The following is a 20,617-nucleotide window of genomic DNA, read 5'->3' as shown; positions in this document are numbered from 1 at the left end:
CTCGATTGTAATCTTTAAAATATATGGAAGTTAAGAAAAACAATTTTTTAAAAAACTACAGCAGCATACTTTTGCTTTTGGGTGGTATCATTGCTGGAACTATTTTAGGTCTAACTTTTGGAAAAAAGATTGAAGTAATAAAACCAATTGGAGATATTTTCCTTAACCTGCTTTTTACAGCCATTATTCCTCTGATCTTTTTTACAATTAGTTCTTCTATTGCCAATCTGGAAAGAACCGATAAGTTAGGACGATTATTTGTTATAATGATAGTGGTTTTTCTAGGAACACTTCTTACTTCAGCAATCGTTATGATAATTGCAGTATATCTTTTTCCAATTCATCAAGATGTTATTCTTTCTAAAGTTCCGCTTGAGGCTATTAGCATGGGAAATACTGGCGACCAAATTGCAGGTTTGCTTACAACAAATGATTTTTTCGAATTATTGTCTCGAAAAAGTATGCTGGCACTAATTATTTTTTCATTTCTAATGGGTTTTTCGACCTTGCGCGCAGGAGAAAAAGGAAGCAGTTTTAAGAGTTTTTTAGACTCAGGAAACGAAGTCATGAAACAACTGTTAAATATAATCATGAAAATGGCACCATTGGGTTTAGGTGCGTATTTTGCTTATCAGGTTAGTTTTTATGGACCACAATTGCTTGGGACTTATGCCAAACCATTGGGTGTTTATTATGGAGCATGCCTATTTTATTTCTTTGTTTTCTTTAGTTTATACGCTTTTATAGCAGGAGGTAAAAAAGCTTTTGTCGTGTTTTGGAGTAATAATATAACACCAGCACTTACTGCGATAGGCACTTGCAGTAGTATTGCAACAATACCGGCAAATCTTGAAGCTGCCGAAAAAATGAAAATACCGGTTAATGTTCGAAATGTAGTTATACCGTTAGGAGCGCCATTGCATAAAGATGGTTCAAGTATGTCATCAATATTAAAAATAACGGTGTTATTTGCCATGTTTGGAAAAGATTTTACAGAACCAAGCACAATACTTTTAGCATTAGGAATTACCATTGTTGTTTCCATTGTAGAAGGCGGAATTCCAAACGGAGGTTATATTGGAGAAGTTCTGGCAATAACAGTTTATGGACTACCAATGGCAGAAGCTTTGCCCGTAGCAATGATTTTAGGAACACTTGTCGATCCAATTGCGACAGTATTAAACGCAAATGGAGATTTGATTTCGTCTATGATGATTTCTCGATTTTCTGAAAAAACAAAATGGACATAACAATTACTCAGCACAAATAAAATAAGTATAAATCTGCATAATCTAGAAGATCTTTCTGTACAAAGATTATGCATAAGCATTAAGATAGATATAATGAATTCAGCACTTCAGCACGATTTAGACCATATTGAAAATATTTTAGAAAAAGCAAAACAACAAGGAATTGATTTCTTGAATAATCTTGAGAATATTCCAACTTCCAACAAAGAATCGATTGATACAATACGAGAATTAAACCAATTAGGTTTAGGCGCATTAGGTACATTAGAAGAATTTAAAGAACGACTAGCGCCATTAATGGTTGCTTCTCCCGGGCCAAGATATTTAGGTTTTGTAACCGGAGGTTCAACTCCAGCTTCGATTGTAGGCGATTGGCTGGCTTCAGTTTACGATCAAAATGCTCAATCGATCAAATCACAAGGAGGAAATTCAGCTTTAATAGAATTTGAAACAATTAATCTATTATTGCAACTATTAGAATTACCAACATCATTTTCGGGCGGATTTGTAACTGGTGCAACAATGTCAAATTTTACCTGTTTGGGAGTTGCAAGACAATGGTTCGGAGCTCAATTGGGGAAAGATTTTGCCAAAAATGGAATTTCTGAAACCATTAATATTCTAACCGCAACACCTCATTCCTCATCAATTAAAACCTTATCGATGTTAGGAATAGGAAGTAACAATTACACCACAATTAAAACCATTGAAGGTAATCGTGAAGCTATTGATATTGCTGATTTAGAAAAAAACATTCAAAATTTAAACGGAAAGCCATTTATATTAATTTCGAGTGCCGGAACTGTAAATACTGCTGATTTTGATGATTTTAAAGCGATTTCGAGATTAAGAAAGAAATATAATTTCTGGTGGCATATCGATGCTGCTTTTGGTGGATTTGCAGCAGTTTCAGAAAAATTCAAACATCTTGTAGAAGGATGGGAAGGAGCAGATAGTATTACAATTGATTGTCATAAATGGTTAAATGTACCTTATGAAAGTGCTTTTTATTTAGTAAAAAAAGAGCATTTGAATCTTCAAATAGAATCTTTTCAGAATTCGAACGCGCCATATTTAGGAAATCCGTTAGAAAATTTTAATTACTTGAATGTAGTGCCTGAAAATTCTCGCCGTTTAAGAGCATTGCCAGTTTGGTTTTCTTTGTTGGCATACGGAAGAGAAGGTTTTCAGGATATTGTAGAAAATAGTACATTGCTGGCTCTACATTTTGGAAATGCACTTATTGAAGATGATAATTTTGAAATATTGGCTCCAATTCATCTCAATAATGTTTGTTTTACTTTAAAAGGAGATCATAATCAAGAAAAAGTAAGTGAGTTTTTGACAACTTTAAACGACAGAGGAAAGGTTTTTATGACGCCAACCGTATATCAGAACCGAAAAGGAATTAGAGCTTCGTTTGTCAATTGGCGTACAACAGAAAATGATGTTAAAATTGTTATAGAAGAACTTAAAGAGACTATTTTAGATTTAGAAATATAAGAGAAAAATACTTTTTTTTAAGCCCGCTTATTTGATAATCGGGCTTTTTTGTGCTCTTTTTTTTAGCTTTTAAGAAAATAATGCTTGAATGTTTTAACTTTTCGAATAGTAAATTTTAAGCTGATCTTAAGTTTAAGTTAATTATTTACTAAGGATGTTAAATTTTTTTATTGATTTCTCGGTTATACAGTTAATTACTATCCTTATTTAGAATAATTAAAAATAGTTTGGAAAAACTCTTTGAAGAGCCTAATTTTGTTGCCAATTTAATTTTCAAACCAAACTTAAATGATGCAAATAAATAGATTAATGCTCTTGATTGCGATTTTTTTTACTTCACTTCAAGGATACTCACAAAAAAGTAAAGTAACCTTAACAGGGATTATTTTAACAAATCTTGGTAAACCGGCCGAAGGAGTTTCGGTGGCCTTAAAAGGAACAACATATGCTATACTAACAAATAGTAAAGGAGAATATAAAATTAGTGCCGAGGCTGGCGATTATGTTTTATTGATTACTCATGTTGGTTTTAAAACCACAGAAACAGCAATCTTTTTAAAACAAGGAGGAAAGCCAACGCAAAATATTACAATGGAAGAAGATATGGCAACCTTAAACGAAGTTGCTGTAAAAGGAAAATCTAAAGTGCAAAGAGCGCGAGAGCAGGCATACAACATTACTTCTGTAGATCTTAAAAAAACATACAATACTTCTGCCGATTTAAATCAGGTATTGAACAAAACAACAGGAGTTCGTATTCGTGAATATGGAGGATTAGGATCTGCTTTTAATTTTTCATTAAATGGATTTTCAGGCAATCAGGTTAAATTTTTTCTAGACGGAGTGCCAATGGATAGTTATGGTTCTGCACTTACGCTAAATAATATTCCAGTAAACATGGCCGAAAGAATTGATGTTTACAAAGGGGTTGTTCCAATCGAGTTAGGCGCAGATGCTTTGGGTGGAGCGGTGAATATTGTAACCAATAAAAATGTAAATCGTTACATAGATGCTTCATACAGTTACGGTTCATTCAATACACACAGAGCAGCAATCAATACCAGGTTTTCTGGTCGCGACGGATTTATTGCTAACATTAATGCTTTTGCAAATTACTCAGACAACGATTATAAAGTAGATGTAAGCGTTGTAGATAAAAACACCTCAAAATTTTTGCCGGAGCAGAAGTATAAACATTTTCACGATGGCTATAAATCTGGAACAATAATGGCCGAAGCTGGATTTAAAAACAAAAGCTTTGCAGATTATCTACTTGTTGGTTTTGCTGTTGCCGGAAATAAGAAAGAAATTCAGCAAGGAAGAACAATGCAAAAAGTAGTTGGGCAAGCATTTACAGATAGTGAAAGTGTTATTACGTCTTTAAAATTTAAAAAGAGCGATCTTTTTACCAAAGGACTATCATTAAATATCAATACAACTTATGCTTTAGTCAACAATCGTTCAGTAGATACATCATCAAGAGTTTACGACTGGACAGGAAATTACGTGTACAGACAATTTGCCGGAGCCAATGATAAAGGAGAATTGGGAGACAAAACAATTTATGTTTATGATGAATTCAATTCGCAAGTAACAACAAATCTAAAATATCAAGTAAGCGACCAACACTCCGTTGCGTTAAATTATTCTTATTTAGGTTATAAAAGAAAAGCGACAAATGAATATTTAAAAGTAGTTGAACTTGGTGAGCCTACTATTAATAAAAACATTTTAGGATTAAGCTACAATTTTAGCGGTCTCGATAATCGATTGGCTATTTCCGGCTTTGGTAAAATGTTCGATTTATCTACAGAGATGATTGCAAATAGTATAACACAATCATCGTCATCTACAAATTACGGATATGGAGCCACATCCGCATATTATTTAACGGATAAACTTCAGATAAAAGGATCTTATGAGCATGCTTACCGTTTACCATCGGCTACAGAAATGCTCGGCGACGGATTAACAATAAACAGTAATATAGGTCTTAAACCCGAAAGTAGCGATAATGCAAATCTTGGTCTAGCGTTTCTTACCCAAAAAAGTAAAAACCAATTTAGTGCCGAGACAAGCTTGATCTACAGAGAAGCCAAAGACTTTATTCGTGAGAGACAAGACGGAGATAAAACAGTTTTCGAAAATCTGCAAAATGTACAAATAACAGGTGTTGACGGAGTTTTTAGATACGGATACAAAGATTTAATCAATTTTGAAATCAACGGGACATACCAAAAAAGTCTCAACAAAAACAAATACAAAGCAGGAACAACTAGCCCAGATGCATTATATGACGCACAATTGCCAAACGTTCCCATTTTTTACGGAAATGCTGATTTGACTTTTAATTTTAAAAACGTCAAATATCAAGGCGACAGACTTACGCTAAATGTGAGTGCAAACTACATCGACGCATTTTATCTGACTTGGCCAGTTTTAGGAAGCTTAGAAACTAAAAAAGCAATTCCGGAACAATTTACCGAAAACGCTATGATTGCCTATTCTTTTTTAAATGGGAAATACAATCTGGCTTTTGAATGCCGAAATATTACAGATGTAAAAGTGTACGACTACTTTAAAGTACAAAAACCGGGACGAGCTTTTTCGGTTAAGTTCAGGTACTTTCTTCAATAACTAAAATTAATAATAACCCTTAAATAATTATAATCATGTTTGTAAACAAATTCGCAAAATGCTTTGCATTGGCTTTTCTGTCAGTAACTATTTTTTCATGTAGCAGTGACGATGCTGCAAAAGACGAAACACCAGCAGTAAATGGTACTAAATACGTTGCATCTTATTGGTTGGCCGATTATACTCAGTATATATTAGATTTTAATTCTACAGATCAATTAATGATTGGAGAAATTAGTGCAAAAGGAGTAGGAATAGAAAAGGATGGAAGTTGTTTTCCGGTAAATAACACATTTTTTGCATTAACTACCGGAGATGAAGGATCAGTTTCATATCATCTTAATAGTGCTGGAAAATTAGTAGCCGGAGATAAACTTTCTTTCGAATCATCTTATGCTGTAGGTTATACAGATGATAAAAAAATGATCAATATTGGTGCGACATGGGACGGTAGTTCATCTGATTATGAATTGATGATTTACAACCCTACAACAGTTGCTATTGATGGTCGAAAATTCAACGACTTTACAGTTTCACCAGATAATAAAAAAGTATTGTACTGGCCAACAGGAGCTGCAGTTTCTGGAGACAAACTTTTTGTTCCGGTTTATATCAAAGATGTATCTGATGGAACAAACAAAGTATTATCATCTGATGCTATTGTGAGAATCTACAAATATCCTTCTTTAGATTATGTGACTACAATAAAAGACACTAGAACAGCTGCTATTGGAATGTATTATACTAATACCGGAATTGTACAAACAGAGTCTGGAGACATTTATACATTTTCGTCTAATGCTCGCGCTGGTGGTTACCCAGTTACAGCAGTTTCATCTGGAGTTTTACGTATTAAAAAAGGAGATGCAAAGTTTGATCCGGGATACTTTTTTGATCTTGAAGCAAGTTCATTAAAAGGAAAAGTTTTGGCTGCATACCCATTAGGAGGAGAAAAAGTTTTCATTTCTTATATTCCTAATACCATAGACGCAGTTAGTCCAGTTTACAGTTTCCTTAGAACAAATACACTTTTCAAATCTGCAATTCTTGATCTATCGGCTAAAACAGTTTTAGAAGTAACAGGATTACCAAATCACGGTGGAGATGAGTTTTTTGGTTTAGGAAGTTTATTTGTTGAAAACGGAAAAGCATACAAAAGTTTTGTAACTGGAGATCAGGCACGTGTTTATCAAATAGATATTGCAACAGGTACAGCAAAAGCCGGAGCACTTATCAAAGAAGGTCTTTATTTACCGGCAATTGGTAAATTGACTTACTAAATAAATACATTCTAAAATGGCTTGAGGTGTTATACAATAATCCTTAAGCCATTTTTTATATATCAATCTAATGTTGTTTTTCAAATACTAATTTCAATGAATATTTTTAAAAGCCGTTCAAGTAAACCACCCAATAAAGGAAAATCACGTTTTAGTAAAATCAATGCCTGGCTGCATTTATGGCTCGGATTGGGATCAGGAATAATAGTAGTTATCATGGCAATAACGGGTTGCATTTTAGTTTTCGAACACGAAATAAAAGAACTAACATCGCCATATTTAAATGTAGAAGCTCAAAGTCCGGACAAATTATTACCGCCTTCACAAATTTATGCAGCAGTTCAAAAAGTATTACCCAATAAAGAAATTCATGGAGTTTGGTATAATGGTTTAGATAAATCAATTAAAGTCGATATCGAATCGGATTCGCTGATTTATGTAAATCCGTATAACGGTAAAATTACAGGAATGGTAGACCATGAGGACTTTTTTCATATAATGGATGAAGGACATCGTAATCTTTGGCTCGATCGGGAAATTGGTTCGCAAATAACAGCTTGGGCAACCTTTATTTTCTTCCTTTTATTAATAAGCGGACTTATACTGTGGTTTCCTAAAAAGTGGAATAAAACAACCAGAAATAGTAGTTTTAAAATAAAATGGGATGCCAAATTTAAACGTCTGAATTATGATTTGCATAACGTTATGGGGTTTTATACGTTGATTTTAGCAATGCTTATTGCTTTTACCGGAATGTTAATGAGCTTTCATTGGTTGCGAGAAAGTACTTATTGGATTAGTGGTGGTTGGACCGACGAAAAAGATAAAAAAGAACAAGTTGTTGCGGTTAAAAAAGATACTTTATCCAAACAACAAATGGATAAGCTGGCTGCTGCCGATTTTCTTTGGAAGAAAGTACGAACAGAAATCGCCAAGGAAAATAAAGAAGCCGTTATTATTCATTTTCCAGATGATCCAAAAGAAGATTTTTATGTATGTACAGATATGTATAAAGGCGTTTGGAGAGATTTATATTTTGATTCGAAAACACTCGAATTGCTTCCAAAATCACATAAATATATTGGTGACGAACGTTTTTCAAAATGGTTAATGCGTTCCAATTACAGCCTTCATATTGGTGCGGTAGGCGGATTACCAACTAAGATTATTTATTTCCTGGCAAGTTTAATTTGTGCCAGTTTGCCCATTACAGGATTTTACATTTGGTGTGGAAAAAAGAAAAAGCAAAAAACCAGAGCGTAACTCTAGTTTGATTTTTATTTGTTATTTTTTGTTAGTTAGTTTTTAAAGTCTTTTGTGAGAAGTAATATTCTCCAAAAGACTTTTTCTTGTTTAAGAATTTAATATTAAAAGTTGTCAGGCTGAGCGAAGTCGAAGCCCTCAAAAGCGGGTAGCCCAACGTTATTGAGCTTCTTGCGAAGGATGGATTAAAATCCATCCCTACAATATGTTTTGTTCCTCTGGAACTTCTTAAAGAAAAATTCCGAAGGAATGATTTATATTGTAGCAAAGTCCCGAAGCTTCGGGATTAATCCGTTGTAAAATAAAAAATCAGCATAAAGCCATTTAAACCAGCATCATCTGCGTGCCATTTTTCGCCGTCTATTAATCTATCAACCAAAAACAGAAAGAGCCTGTTAACTACATACAGGCTCTTTTCCATCAAAAAAAAACAAAAACAAGGAAACTAAAGATCCAAAAACATTAGATTCTATAGGTAAAGGCAATCGTTGCAATGCGGTTGTCAAGATCATATCTTTTGTTGATACTTGTTTGTGCAATAACTGAGTTGATGTGGAAATTATTAGTATTAAAAATATCAGTAATGTTCAGTTTTATATTGCCTTTTTTAGACAATACCTGTTTCGAAATTCCGATGCTAAAATCAAAGAATGCATCTCTTTCATAAATACCAAGATTAGATTTTGATTGGTATTGAGCATTTGCTTCGGCTTTCCAGCTTTCAGTAATTGTAAATGAGTTTTGTACACTTAAATTTAGAGTTACAATTGGGTCAATTTTATCAGTATTCACAACATTGCCCATAAATTTATTTTCGAAAATATTAAATAGAGTATTTACAGACCACCATTTATAAATTTCGGTTGTATTGGTAATATTTGCCCCATAATTATAGGATTTGTCAACGTTAATTTGCGACGTTACTGTCGTGTTAGTTGCTGGATCATAAACATAAACTTCGGTAAAAACATCTTTAGTTTTACTGAAATACAATGAAGCCATAAAAGCACTTTTCCAGGCATATCCAATTTCTGTCGAATGAGTGATTTCAGGAACCAAATTTGGATTTCCCTGAGAGTAATTAAACGAATCATCATAAAAACGAAACGGATTCAAATCAAATTGGCTTGGTCTGTTTATTCTTTTGCTGTAAGAAGCGTGTAACGAGTGGTTACTACTTAATTCATACTTCAATGAAACACTTGGAAACCATTTTAAATAATCATCCTTATGCTCTTCATTTAAGGTTTTTTGTAAAATGTTTATCGCAGTATATTCAGTTCTTAAACCACCCTGAATATTAAAATTTTCCAGTTGATATTTATAATTGGCATAAGCCGCATAAATTTGTTCTTTATACTCAAAATGATTCGTAGAATTAAGATCAACAATCCATTGATTGTTATCATAATATTCGTAAACCGAAGGATTGTCATTGTTTTTTACACTTGCTTTAAATCCCCATTCAATAGATTGTTTTTCTTTTAAAGGATTTGTAAAGTCTACTTTTCCGGTAAAAACTTTTAATTGTGACGGAATATAACCTCGTCTGTCATTTACATTCGTTGTACTCGATGGATCAATGTTTTTTGCACTCTGAAACTGATTTGATCTAAATTTTGAAGTTTCATATTCAAAATCAAAAGACATATTTTTTCCTTCCGTATTAAATTTATGAACCCCAGAAAAAGCATACGTATAATCGTTCCATTTTTCTTTGCTGTCATTATAGGTCGAAGCATCAAATTGTATTTGATCTAATGCATTAAGTAACGTATTTCTACCGTTGGCAATATTTTCATAACGTCCAAGTTTTGCATCAATATAAACTTCTAAATTTGTTTTAGGAGAAACCTCATAAGTAGTTCCTATTTTAAAATTGTTAGAAGTCAACGGTTCATCAGTCGTTGAAGTTTGATGATTTTTTGTCGAAATAGTCTGGCGAGTATTATCTGTATATTGATTTTGATCAAATACTTTGCGTTCTTCTTCGCCTCTAAAAGTGTAGCTGTAGTTTCCGTAAACGCCAAATTTATCCTTGTTGTAACTAAGATTTACACCAGAATTTGTTCTGTTTTTTCGACCTCTTCCATAATTTGTAAAAACAGTTCCTTTAAGACCGCCCGCATTTGGTTTCTTTAAAATAATGTTGATAATTCCGGCTTTTCCGGTTGCATCATATTTAGAAGAAGGATTTGTAATAACTTCGATTTGTTTAATATTTGATGAGGTTGTAGACTTTAAATAATTAGCCAATTCTTTTTGCGAAAGCTGTGTTAATTTACCATTTATCATCACGCCAACACCTTGTTGTCCACGAATTGATAATTCTCCATCCTGAGACACCACAACACCCGGAGCGCGTGATAAAACATCGAGAGCAGTTCCTCCTTCAGAAACAATGCTATTTTCTACATTAAAAACTAATCGATCTGATTTTTGAGTATATAAAACTTTCTTTTTAGTAATTACAATTTCATCTAAAACGTTTATAGAGGTTTCGACAACGCTATCTTTCTCTTTTTCGGTCTGGGAAAATCCGTAGACCGAAAACGCAAGTATAATAGATGTTATAAAATTCTTCATGGTATTTTGATTTGATTTTATTGGAGTAAGGTTTTAATGTATTTGAGTATACGAATCTGTAAAAAATAAATACCTTTTTTATCGTTGTCAATAGATGTTTCTATTTTAAAACGATTTGTTCTAGTCTATCAGAAATTTTTTTTTGAAGATTAAAAAAAGGCTTTGATATCTTGAAAAATAAGGATTTAATAGTATTGATTATAGAGAACATCGGTGTGGTATTTTGAAGTTTCAGAGTTCAAATATATAACTATTTATAATAAGTCTAAATAAAAATAGTTAAAATTTGCAACAAAAAACCATAACGAACTGATAGTTAGTTGTTCGTGATTTAGATAAAAAGTAAAAAATAGAATTAAAAATCAGATTTTTGATAAAAAATCCAGTAAAAATAGGGCTTCACGCTTCGACAAAAAGTTGAGGTGAGAGCGGAATGTTTCATAAACAAAAAAGCCAATTCTTCAAATAGAAGAATTGGCTTTTAACCGTAAACTGCGACTATAAACTGTGACTTATTTAGTAATTTCTCTAAAGACAGCTTCCAGATTTTTATTTTTCTGATTTAGTTGTAATGTTTTTAAACCATTCTCGTTGGCGAAATCAAAAATAGCCGGACGCATATCTTTTTCGGCAACAAAGATCAATTCCCAAGTCATATCGTGAATGTTTCTGTATGATGTAATATTTTCAAGCTTTGCCAAAAGTTGTTCTTCGATTTGATAATCAAATTCGACTTCGATTACCTGTTCTTTATTTTCAGAAACCAAATGATCTAGTTTTTTGTCGGCAACAATTTGTCCTTTGTCAATAATAATGACACGATCGCAAATTGCTTCAACTTCCTGCATAATATGTGTCGAAAGAAAAACCGTTTTATCTTTCCCGACATTTTTAATAACATTTCGAATTTCCATCAACTGATTTGGGTCTAGACCAGTAGTTGGTTCGTCTAGAATTAAAACATCTGGATTGTGCAATAAAGCGTTGGCAAGTCCCACACGCTGGCGATATCCTTTAGATAATTGTCCTATTTTTTTATGACTTTCGTTTGACAGACCTGTAAGTTGAATAACTTCTTCGATTCTTGATTTTGGAACCTGATAAACATCGGCATTAAAAGCCAAATACTCGCGAACATACAAATCCAAATACAACGGATTATGTTCTGGTAAATATCCAATCGAACGTTGAACCGCTTTTGTATCCGTCATAACATCATGACCATTTACAAGAGCTGTGCCATCATCTGAAAGTAAATAAGTCGTCAAAATTTTCATCAACGTAGATTTTCCTGCTCCATTTGGACCCAGAAATCCAACAATTTCTCCTTTCTGAATAGAGAATGAAATTGAATTCAATGCTTTTTGAGTTCCGTAACTTTTTGATATGTTGTTTACTTCTATCGACATGACTTTTTATTTGCTACAAAAGTAAACAGAAATATTATTGATTACTAAATTTAGCCTTTTAAAGAATTTCTAATTTTAGGAATTATATATTTCAATTTTAAAAAAGCACTCCAATTGGAGTGCTTTTTTTGTGCACTAAGTAAAATTAATAAGTAGTAATTTGTATTAAAAGCTGAGTTTGTAAACTATGTGTTTGGTTTTTATCAAGTAATTGTAAATGTGAGTTTTCTGAATTTAATGAGCAATGTGATGGCATCGTTGTTGTTGAATAACTGTAAATTTTAACTTATAAAAAAACTATGAAAAAAATGCTACTTATTCTTGCATTAGCTATAGCTAGCTTTGCAAACGCACAGAAAGGAACAGTTTTAGTAGGAGGAAACATTGGTTATACTTCTGAAAAAGCCGATCGAGAAATCTCATCGGTAAAAACAAATACTTTTCAATTTTCTCCAAAAGTTGGTTACCAATTTCATGATAACTGGACGGCGGGAGTTGAGTTTATGATACAGTCTTCAAAAACTAATAATGGCGGGGCTGAAGGGAAAGCTAATAATTTTAAAGCTGGAGCATTTGTACGTTATACGGTGCCTTTGAGTGAAACTTTTTCAGTTTTTGCTGATTTAGGAGCTGGTTTTCAAAATCAAAAAGTGAAAAATTATGAAAATGGATCACTTGTATCGGATAATAAAGCTGACGGTTTATATGCAGGTATAACTCCAGCTTTATTTATTAATATGAAGAAGGGTTTTGGTTTAAATTTTAGTATTGGAGGTTTAGGCTACGAAACATTAAGTTATGATAAAACTGACGTAGATTATAATAAATTCGATTTCAATTTTGGAAAAACAGTAAACATTGGAATTTCTAAAAACTTCTAAATTTAGATTTTAAGGTAAAATAGAAAAGCACTTCAAACGAAGTGCTTTTTTGTTGATGAAAGATTTTATGAAAACGGAAATTTTCTGCTTCAAAAAAATAATACCAACCTAAACGAAATCGGAATTAATTCATAACTACAAGAGTTCCGATTTCGCCAGTTGGCACTAAAAACAAAAATATATCTAAATAAAAAAATGTAACTGTTTATGCCAAATCTCAAAGCGATAAAATTCAGCCACAGATTAAAAGATTTTCACAGATTTCTTAAAGAACAGCTATAAAGTATGTCTTAATCTGTGCAATCTGTGGCAAAAAAAGACTTGCTACTAACACAGTTAAATAAAAATTATGAAACAGGATTTTCAACAGCGGCTCTCATTTCCTGAGCGGCAGCAACCATTTCGATTAAAGCTTTTTTGGTTTCCTCCCAATGACGTGTTTTTAAACCGCAATCAGGATTTACCCATAATTGATCTACCGGAATAACCGCCGAAGCTTTTTCTAACAAACGAACCATTTCTTCGCTTGACGGAACACGTGGAGAGTGAATGTCGTAAACTCCAGGTCCAATTTCGTTTGGATATTTAAAATTGGCAAAAGCATCTAAAAGTTCCATTTGCGAGCGCGAACATTCGATCGTAATAACATCGGCATCCATATCGGCAATGTTTTGAATAATGTCGTTAAATTCGCTGTAACACATATGTGTATGAATTTGGGTATCGTCGTTTACGCCACTTGCCGAAATTCTAAAAGCCTTTACAGCCCAGTCTAAATAATTTGCCCATTCTTCTTTTCGCAACGGTAAACCTTCGCGAATTGCAGGTTCGTCGATTTGAATAATTTTGATTCCTGCTTTTTCCAAGTCAACAACTTCGTCACGAATCGCCAAAGCAATTTGCGTACAAGTTTCAGAACGCGGCTGATCGTTACGAACAAACGACCATTGCAAAATCGTTACAGGTCCTGTTAGCATTCCTTTAACCCATTTTGGCGTTAGAGATTGTGCATATTTCGACCATTTTACCGTCATAGGGTTTGGTCTCGAAACGTCACCATAAATAACCGGAGGTTTCACGCAACGGCTTCCGTAACTCTGTACCCAGCCATTTTTTGTAAAAGAAAAACCAGCCAATTGTTCCCCAAAATACTCCACCATATCGTTTCTTTCGAATTCTCCGTGAACAAGTACATCAATTCCGGTTTCTTCCTGAAAACGAATCGTAGCTTCGGTTTCTTTCTCGATTAGTTCGTTGTATTGTTCAGTAGTTAACTCACCTTTTTTAAATTTTGCTCTCCAGCTTCTCACTTCAGCCGTTTGAGGAAAAGATCCAATTGTAGTTGTAGGGAACAAGGGCAGGTTTAAGGCTTCGATCTGACTCTTTCTTCTCGTAGCAAAAGTACTTTTACGTTTGTCATCAGAAGCTGTAATTCCGGCAACACGCGTTTTAACTTCGTTGTTATGAATTAATTTTGATGTTTTACGATTTTCGTTTGCAATTCTATTTTCTTCAAAATCAATCGAGTTTTTAATGTCAATTTCGTTAGAGGCGAATTTTTTTAATAAAACAACTTCATTAATTTTTTGTTTTGCAAAAGCCAGCCATTGTTTAATTTCGGGAGTTAGAATTACATCGTTTGTTTCTAAATCTAAATCGCATGGACTGTGAATTAAAGAACAAGATGGAGCAATAAGAATTCTGTTTTCTCCCAAAGCATCAGTTGCTTTTTTGATTAACTCTAAAGATTTTTTAAAGTCATTTTTCCAGATATTTCTTCCGTCAACAACTCCCAAAGAAAGATTTACGTTTGAAGCCAATTTTCCAGATTCTAAAATATCATCTAATTGAGACGGACAACGTACTAAATCTAAATGAAAAGTATCAACAGGCAAAGCCAAAGCAGTTTCTAGATTTTCTCCAAAACAATCAAAATAGTTCGCTAAAATAATTTTGATATTTGGGAAACGCTCGTTGATTTCGTTGTACACTTTCGTGAAAGTATTTCTTTCTTTATCCGTTAAATTCAAAGCAAGGAACGGTTCGTCTAGCTGAATATATTCAACATTTTCGGCTTTTAATTTCTCGAAAATTTCGAAATAAACCGGAAGCAATTTATCGATAAGATCAATTCTATGAAAACCTTCTTCTTTCTCTTTTCCTAAAAGCAAATAAGATATTGGCCCAATTAAAACAGGTTTTGTAGTAATTCCTAAAGCATTTGCCTCTTTAAATTCAGTAATTACTTTTTCTGAAAACAGTTCGAATTTTTGGTTTTTTGTAAATTCAGGAACAATATAATGGTAATTGGTATCAAACCATTTTGTCATTTCCATTGCTACAACATCTTGTCCGTCTCTTTGTGCGCCTCTTGCCATAGCAAAATACAAATCGATAGGCGAGTTTGTTTTAGCAAGTTCTTGATAACGTTCCGGAATTGCTCCAACAGTTAGTGTTAAATCTAAAACTTGATCGTAAAAAGAAAAATCATTAGACGGAATCAGATCTACACCAGCTTCAGATTGTAAATGCCAGTTTTGGCGGCGAATATTTTTTCCGGCTTCGATTAATTCGTCGACAGCTATTTTTCCTGCCCAATACAACTCAGAAGCTTTTTTTAATTCTCTGTTGCTCCCAATTCTTGGATAACCTAAATTATTTGTTTTCATTTTTTATTTCAGTATTTTTTACTGAACAAATTTATTGTATTAGATTTTAAAACTTATATTTGGCAAATATTTCAGTAAAATGTATTTTAAAATTAGTTTATTGGAGATTATTTTACTGATGAAATCTTTTAAAAAGAACTTTAGCCGTAAAAAACACTATGGAAAATTTAGATAATACTGATTTATTGATCTTAAAATACCTTCAGGAGAACTCGAATATTAATACAAAAGACCTTGCGAGCAAATTATTCCTGACCGTGACGCCAGTTTATGAGCGTATAAAGAGGTTAGAACGCGACGGATTTATTACTAAATATGTTGCACTATTAGATAAGAAAAAAATGAATCGGGGAATGACCGTTTTTTGTAATGTTCGTTTAAAAGAGCACGCCAAAAATGTGGGAAGCAATTTTGTAAAAGATATTGTAGCACTTCCTGAAATTATCGAATGTTATAATATTGCAGGCGATTACGATTTTATGCTAAAAATTTTGGTAAAGGATATGGAGAGTTATCAGGATTTTGTAATGAATAAATTGTCTACAATCGAAAACATCGGAAACACAAATAGTATTTTTGTAATGGGCGAAATTAAACATAGTACTGCTTTAGAATTTTAAAATGTTTTTTTGCCACAGATTATAATTATCGTTATGTATAAAATTTTAGCCACGAATTTCACGAATTTTCACTAATTAATTTACCCGCAATGATTTGTGTTAATTCGTGAAATTCGTGGCGAACAAAACATTTAATCTTTTAAATCAAATTAATCTGTGACATATTTTATCCTAAAAATAAACTGTACTTTTGATCCTCGATCTAAAATCTAAAATCACAAATCTAAAATTAAACATGAACTGGGAACAACTTTTATCACTAAAACGCCAAGGCGATACTAGCAAAAGATTGCGTGTAGAACAAGATGATACTCGTTTAGGCTTTGAAGTAGATTATGACCGAATTATATTTTCGGCGGCGTTTCGATCTTTACAGGATAAAACTCAGGTGATTCCGCTTTCTAAAACAGATTTTGTGCACACCAGATTAACACATAGTTTAGAAGTTTCGGTAGTTGGGCGTTCGTTAGGGCGTTTGGTAGGAAAAAAAATTATAGAAAAATATCCGTATTTAAAAGAAGTTCATGGTTATCATATGAACGATTTTGGAGCTATTGTTGCTGCGGCATCTTTGGCGCATGATATTGGTAATCCGCCTTTTGGACATTCGGGCGAAAAAGCCATTGGAGAGTATTTTTCGATAGGAAACGGATTAAAACACAAAGAGCATTTAACACCAAAACAATGGCAGGATTTAATTGATTTTGAAGGAAATGCCAATGGTTTTTCAGTATTGACTGCAAGTCGTCCCGGAATTGAAGGAGGACTTAGAATTTCGTACGCGACTTTGGGTGCTTTTATGAAATATCCAAAAGAAAGTTTGCCTAAAAAGCCAACCAATAATATTGCCGATAAAAAGTATGGTTTCTTCCAGACTGATAAAACATTTTTTGAAGCTGTTGCCAAAGATATGGGAATGATTGCCAATAAATCTGGAGATGATATTGGTTTTGAAAGACATCCGCTGGCTTATTTAGTTGAAGCGGCAGATGATATTTGCTACACGATTATCGATTTTGAAGACGGAATAAATTTAGGTTTGGTTTCTGAGGATTATGCTTTAGAATATCTAATCAAACTTGTAAAAGACAATATTGGAGTTGCAAAATATAAAACGTTAACCACAAAAGAAGATCGTATTAGTTATTTACGTGCTCTTGCCATTGGAACTTTGATTAACGACGCCGTAGATGTTTTTATTGAAAATGAAGAAGCGATTCTAGCCGGACAATTTCCTTTTGCCTTAACAGATAAAAGTAAGTACAAAGCGCAAATGAATGATATTATCAATTTGAGCGTTGAAAAAATCTACCAGAGTAGAGAAGTTATCGAGAAAGAAATTGTTGGTTATCAAATTATCCAGACTTTATTGGATAAATTTATAACAGCTTTTAATAATAAATATGAAGGAACAGCATCAAACTACGATAAATTACTTTTGAAAATGTTGCCTGAAAAACATCATTTAGAGAAAACAAATTTGTACGAGCGTTTACTGCATATTTGCCATTATGTTTCGCTATTAACAGACGGAAATGCGTTAGAATTGTTTGAAACCATTAACGGAAGAAAGAATAATTAATCCAGTAATTCGAATTGGATTTAAAAATAAAAATGCCCTATAAAAGATATTTTATAGGGCATTTTTAGTACTCGTTAAGGAGTTTTATTATTGAAAAGCGTAAACCAGACCAACACCTAAAACTTGTCTTAACTGCATTCTTGGTCCGTCGTTAACCTGACTTTTTGATCCTGTAGTTGGATCAATAACATCTTTTTTGGTTTTAATATCATCATCATAAACCAAGTGAACACCAATATTAGCTTTTACATAAGCATTAACAACAAGATCTAAACGAGTGTCGTAATCAATATCGACATTTCCAAATTTATTCAAATAGTCTGTATACAAACTCAATCTGTTTTCGTAAAATACGTTTTTGTAAATTTCGTTCTTCATATATCCCGTAACCAAAATACCAAATTCCGCTTTTACTTTTTGTCCGTTTTCAATCAAAATTTGTTGAGTTGGATCAAGAGGATTCGGCGCATAAACAGCTTTTTTAACACCAAATGATCCTTGATTTGCTAAGTCCTGATCTAGAACTAAAGTGGTTTTTAATGTTATTGGAGAGAAATAAAAAGTTCTGTTTTTCTTTTTATTTGAGTTTTCAGCTCCAGCTCCTAAAAAGATATAAGCCGGTGCAAAAGGTTTAGAGATAGCAATATCTCTATTTGGGTAATTGTATCCGTTGGTAAATTGAGTGTTAAAATTAAATTTTGCAGAATAATACCAATTTGTAATCGAGTCTTTTCTAAAACCATAAGTAGAGTTTAGTAAAAAAGCATCATCGGTTTTTCTTAGTTCAGTACCATCTTGCTTATTCAAACCATATTTTACAATAAGTTCGTTCGCCCATTTGTGATTTCCTTTAATGTAAGTTCTTCCAAATTCGCCCTTAAACAAACCAGAAATAGAACTTGTTCCCCCGGCACTCCAGTTCACAAAAGCAATTTCGGAAATATCAAAACCCACCTGATTTTTTTTAGTCCAATTAGTTGGAAGCGGAGGTAATTGATTCGGGTCTAAAGTCGTTTGTATAATTTGAGCAAAGTTATTTGAAGTACACAAAAGCAATAGAAGCAAAAGGGTAGAACGCAATAATTTCATTATGATTTTAGTTTGTTTTGGTGTTGCAAAATAATTATTTTAGATCGTTTGGAAAAGATTTATCAAACTTTTAACGTCAATTTTACACAATTGTTGTAATTGATTTACCGTTCCGTGCTCAATAAACATGCCAGGAATGCCCAGCACTTCAATTTTATTCTTGAAATTATTTGAAGCCGAAAACTCTAAAATAGCACTTCCAAAACCGCCATTTACAGTACCGTCTTCTATAGTAATTATTCGATCGTAATTCGAAAAAACATCAAGTAACATGCCCGTATCCAATGGGTTTATGAATGGGAAATCGTAATGTGCGATCGCATCTTTGTTTTCAGATTCATTAATGGCTAAGATTACATTATTACCAATTGTTCCGGTAGATAAAACAGCCGCTTTTGTTCCGTTTTTTAAACAAAATGCCTGACCAATTTTTACTTCTTCATAATGTCCGAAATTTTCTACTTCCCAATTTGCAATAACACCTCGGCCTCTTGGATAACGAATCGCTATAGGATGATTTAATCCTAATTGAGCTGTATATAAAATGTTTTGCAACGCAATTTCATTAATTGGTGCATAAATTATAATGTTTGGGATTGCGCGCAAATAAGCAATATCAAAAACGCCGTGATGCGTAGCGCCGTCTTCGCCAACCAAACCAGCACGATCTAAACAAAAAATAACAGGTAAATCTTGCAAAGCAACATCGTGAATAACCTGATCGTAAGCGCGTTGTAAAAATGTCGAATAAATATTGCAATACACAATCATACCTTGCGTTGCCATTCCGGCTGCAAGTGTAACGGCGTGTTGTTCTGCAATTCCCACATCAAAAGCACGTTCCGGAATTTCGTCCATCATGAATTTTAGAGAACTTCCAGATGGCATTGCCGGAGTAATTCCGATGATTTTTTCGTTCTTTTTGGCCAAATCTAAAATAGTTAAACCAAAAACGTCCTGATATTTAGGAGGTAAATTTTCCTCAGATTTTAAAATGATTTCTCCGGTCGAAGCATCAAATTTTCCGGGCGCATGGTATTTAACCTGATTTTCTTCGGCTTGTTGTAAACCTTTTCCTTTTGTAGTAACAATATGAAGAAATTTTGGGCCTTTTATATTTTTTAAGCGATTAAGTTCTTTTATTAAATTAGGAAGATCATGACCATCAATTGGACCCGAATAATCAAAATTTAAAGATTTAATCATGTTGTTCTTCTTCGGGTTTTTTCCTTCTTTTACAGCAGTAAGATATTTTTTGAGAGCCCCCACACTTGGATCAATTCCAATGGCATTATCATTTAAAATAACCAACAAATTAGCATTTGTAACTCCGGCATGATTTAAACCTTCAAATGCCATTCCAGATGCAATAGAAGCATCGCCAATAACTGCAATGTGTTGTTTTTCGAAATCGCCTTTTAAATTAGAAGCAATTGCCATTCCTAAAGCTGCCGAAATAGATGTTGAAGAATGACCTACACCAAAAGTATCGTAAATACTCTCACTTCTTTTTGGAAAACCAGAAATACCGTTTAGTTGTCTATTTGTGTCGAAATTTTCTCTTCTTTCCGTCAAAATTTTATGCCCATATGCTTGGTGACCAACATCCCAAACCAGTAAATCGTTGGGAGTATTAAAAACATAATGCAATGCAATGGTCAATTCAATCACGCCCAAACTGGCGCCTAAGTGACCTTCTTTTACAGAAACGATATCAATTATAAATTGACGTAATTCCTGTGCGACTTCCGGTAGTTGAGTTTCAGAAAGTAAGCGTAAATCAGCCGGATTGTATATGTTTGAAAGTAAGTTGCTTTTCATTGTAAGGTAAAAAGCAAATTTACGGTT

The 20,617-nt window shown here is 33.2% G+C and carries 13 protein-coding genes; 8 read left to right on the top strand and 5 right to left on the bottom strand.

All coding sequences use genetic code 11. The annotated features are described in order from the left end of the window. Positions 1-23: 23 nt before the first annotated feature. The 5 genes from IW18_RS05055 (at position 24) to IW18_RS05035 (ending at position 7,933) form a co-directional block, all read left to right on the top strand. The gene (locus IW18_RS05055; protein WP_041516493.1) at positions 24-1,250 is read left to right on the top strand and encodes a dicarboxylate/amino acid:cation symporter; all 1,227 of its coding nucleotides are present in this window, start codon (positions 24-26) and stop codon (positions 1,248-1,250) included. Between the two features lie 93 nt (positions 1,251-1,343). Then, positions 1,344-2,753 carry a pyridoxal phosphate-dependent decarboxylase family protein gene (locus tag IW18_RS05050; RefSeq protein WP_041516492.1) on the top strand — a complete coding sequence of 470 codons (1,410 nt, stop codon included), beginning with the start codon at positions 1,344-1,346 and terminating at the stop codon, positions 2,751-2,753. A 288-nt stretch (positions 2,754-3,041) separates the two neighbouring features. After that, positions 3,042-5,390, top strand: coding sequence for a TonB-dependent receptor (locus tag IW18_RS05045; RefSeq protein ID WP_240475532.1), 2,349 nt, complete (start codon positions 3,042-3,044; stop codon positions 5,388-5,390). Between the two features lie 35 nt (positions 5,391-5,425). Beyond that, positions 5,426-6,670: a DUF4374 domain-containing protein gene (locus IW18_RS05040; protein WP_041516491.1), complete on the top strand. Its 1,245-nt coding sequence runs from the start codon at positions 5,426-5,428 to the stop codon at positions 6,668-6,670. Between the two features lie 96 nt (positions 6,671-6,766). After that, on the top strand, positions 6,767-7,933 hold the full coding sequence (locus tag IW18_RS05035) for a PepSY-associated TM helix domain-containing protein (protein WP_052480087.1): 1,167 nt from the start codon (positions 6,767-6,769) through the stop codon (positions 7,931-7,933). Positions 7,934-8,395: 462 nt separating this feature from the next. Here IW18_RS05035 and IW18_RS05030 read toward each other — a convergent pair whose 3' ends face one another. Together IW18_RS05030 and gldA are read right to left on the bottom strand one after the other, a co-directional pair. Further along, on the bottom strand, positions 8,396-10,519 hold the full coding sequence (locus tag IW18_RS05030; RefSeq protein ID WP_041516490.1) for an outer membrane beta-barrel family protein: 2,124 nt from the start codon (positions 10,517-10,519) through the stop codon (positions 8,396-8,398). 512 nt (positions 10,520-11,031) lie between these two features. Beyond that, entirely contained in the window at positions 11,032-11,928 is an 897-nt protein-coding gene (gene gldA, locus IW18_RS05025) for a gliding motility-associated ABC transporter ATP-binding subunit GldA (RefSeq protein ID WP_041516489.1), read from the bottom strand. 299 nt (positions 11,929-12,227) lie between these two features. Between gldA and IW18_RS05020 the strand changes: the two genes are divergently transcribed. Continuing rightward, complete coding sequence (locus tag IW18_RS05020; protein WP_041516488.1) at positions 12,228-12,809, top strand: outer membrane beta-barrel protein; 582 nt, start codon at positions 12,228-12,230, stop codon at positions 12,807-12,809. A 347-nt stretch (positions 12,810-13,156) separates the two neighbouring features. Here IW18_RS05020 and metE read toward each other — a convergent pair whose 3' ends face one another. Then, positions 13,157-15,478, bottom strand: a complete 2,322-nt coding sequence (metE, locus tag IW18_RS05015; protein WP_041516487.1) for a 5-methyltetrahydropteroyltriglutamate--homocysteine S-methyltransferase — start codon at positions 15,476-15,478, stop codon at positions 13,157-13,159. Between the two features lie 158 nt (positions 15,479-15,636). Between metE and IW18_RS05010 the strand changes: the two genes are divergently transcribed. Both IW18_RS05010 and IW18_RS05005 read left to right on the top strand, forming a co-directional pair. Continuing rightward, positions 15,637-16,098: an Lrp/AsnC family transcriptional regulator gene (locus IW18_RS05010; protein ID WP_041516486.1), complete on the top strand. Its 462-nt coding sequence runs from the start codon at positions 15,637-15,639 to the stop codon at positions 16,096-16,098. Between the two features lie 235 nt (positions 16,099-16,333). Continuing rightward, a complete protein-coding gene (locus IW18_RS05005) occupies positions 16,334-17,680 on the top strand; it encodes a deoxyguanosinetriphosphate triphosphohydrolase (RefSeq protein ID WP_041516484.1) in 1,347 nt (448 codons plus the stop codon). 87 nt (positions 17,681-17,767) lie between these two features. Here IW18_RS05005 and IW18_RS05000 read toward each other — a convergent pair whose 3' ends face one another. Beyond that, positions 17,768-18,769 (bottom strand): DUF3078 domain-containing protein, encoded by a 1,002-nt coding sequence (locus IW18_RS05000; protein ID WP_041516483.1) that lies wholly within the window; start codon positions 18,767-18,769, stop codon positions 17,768-17,770. A 39-nt stretch (positions 18,770-18,808) separates the two neighbouring features. After that, positions 18,809-20,590 carry a 1-deoxy-D-xylulose-5-phosphate synthase gene (locus tag IW18_RS04995; protein WP_041516482.1) on the bottom strand — a complete coding sequence of 594 codons (1,782 nt, stop codon included), beginning with the start codon at positions 20,588-20,590 and terminating at the stop codon, positions 18,809-18,811. Positions 20,591-20,617 lie beyond the last annotated feature (27 nt).

This window comes from Flavobacterium hibernum, from assembly GCF_000832125.1.
Lineage (GTDB): Bacteria > Bacteroidota > Bacteroidia > Flavobacteriales > Flavobacteriaceae > Flavobacterium > Flavobacterium hibernum.
This window is presented reverse-complemented; position numbering and strand designations above follow the sequence as displayed.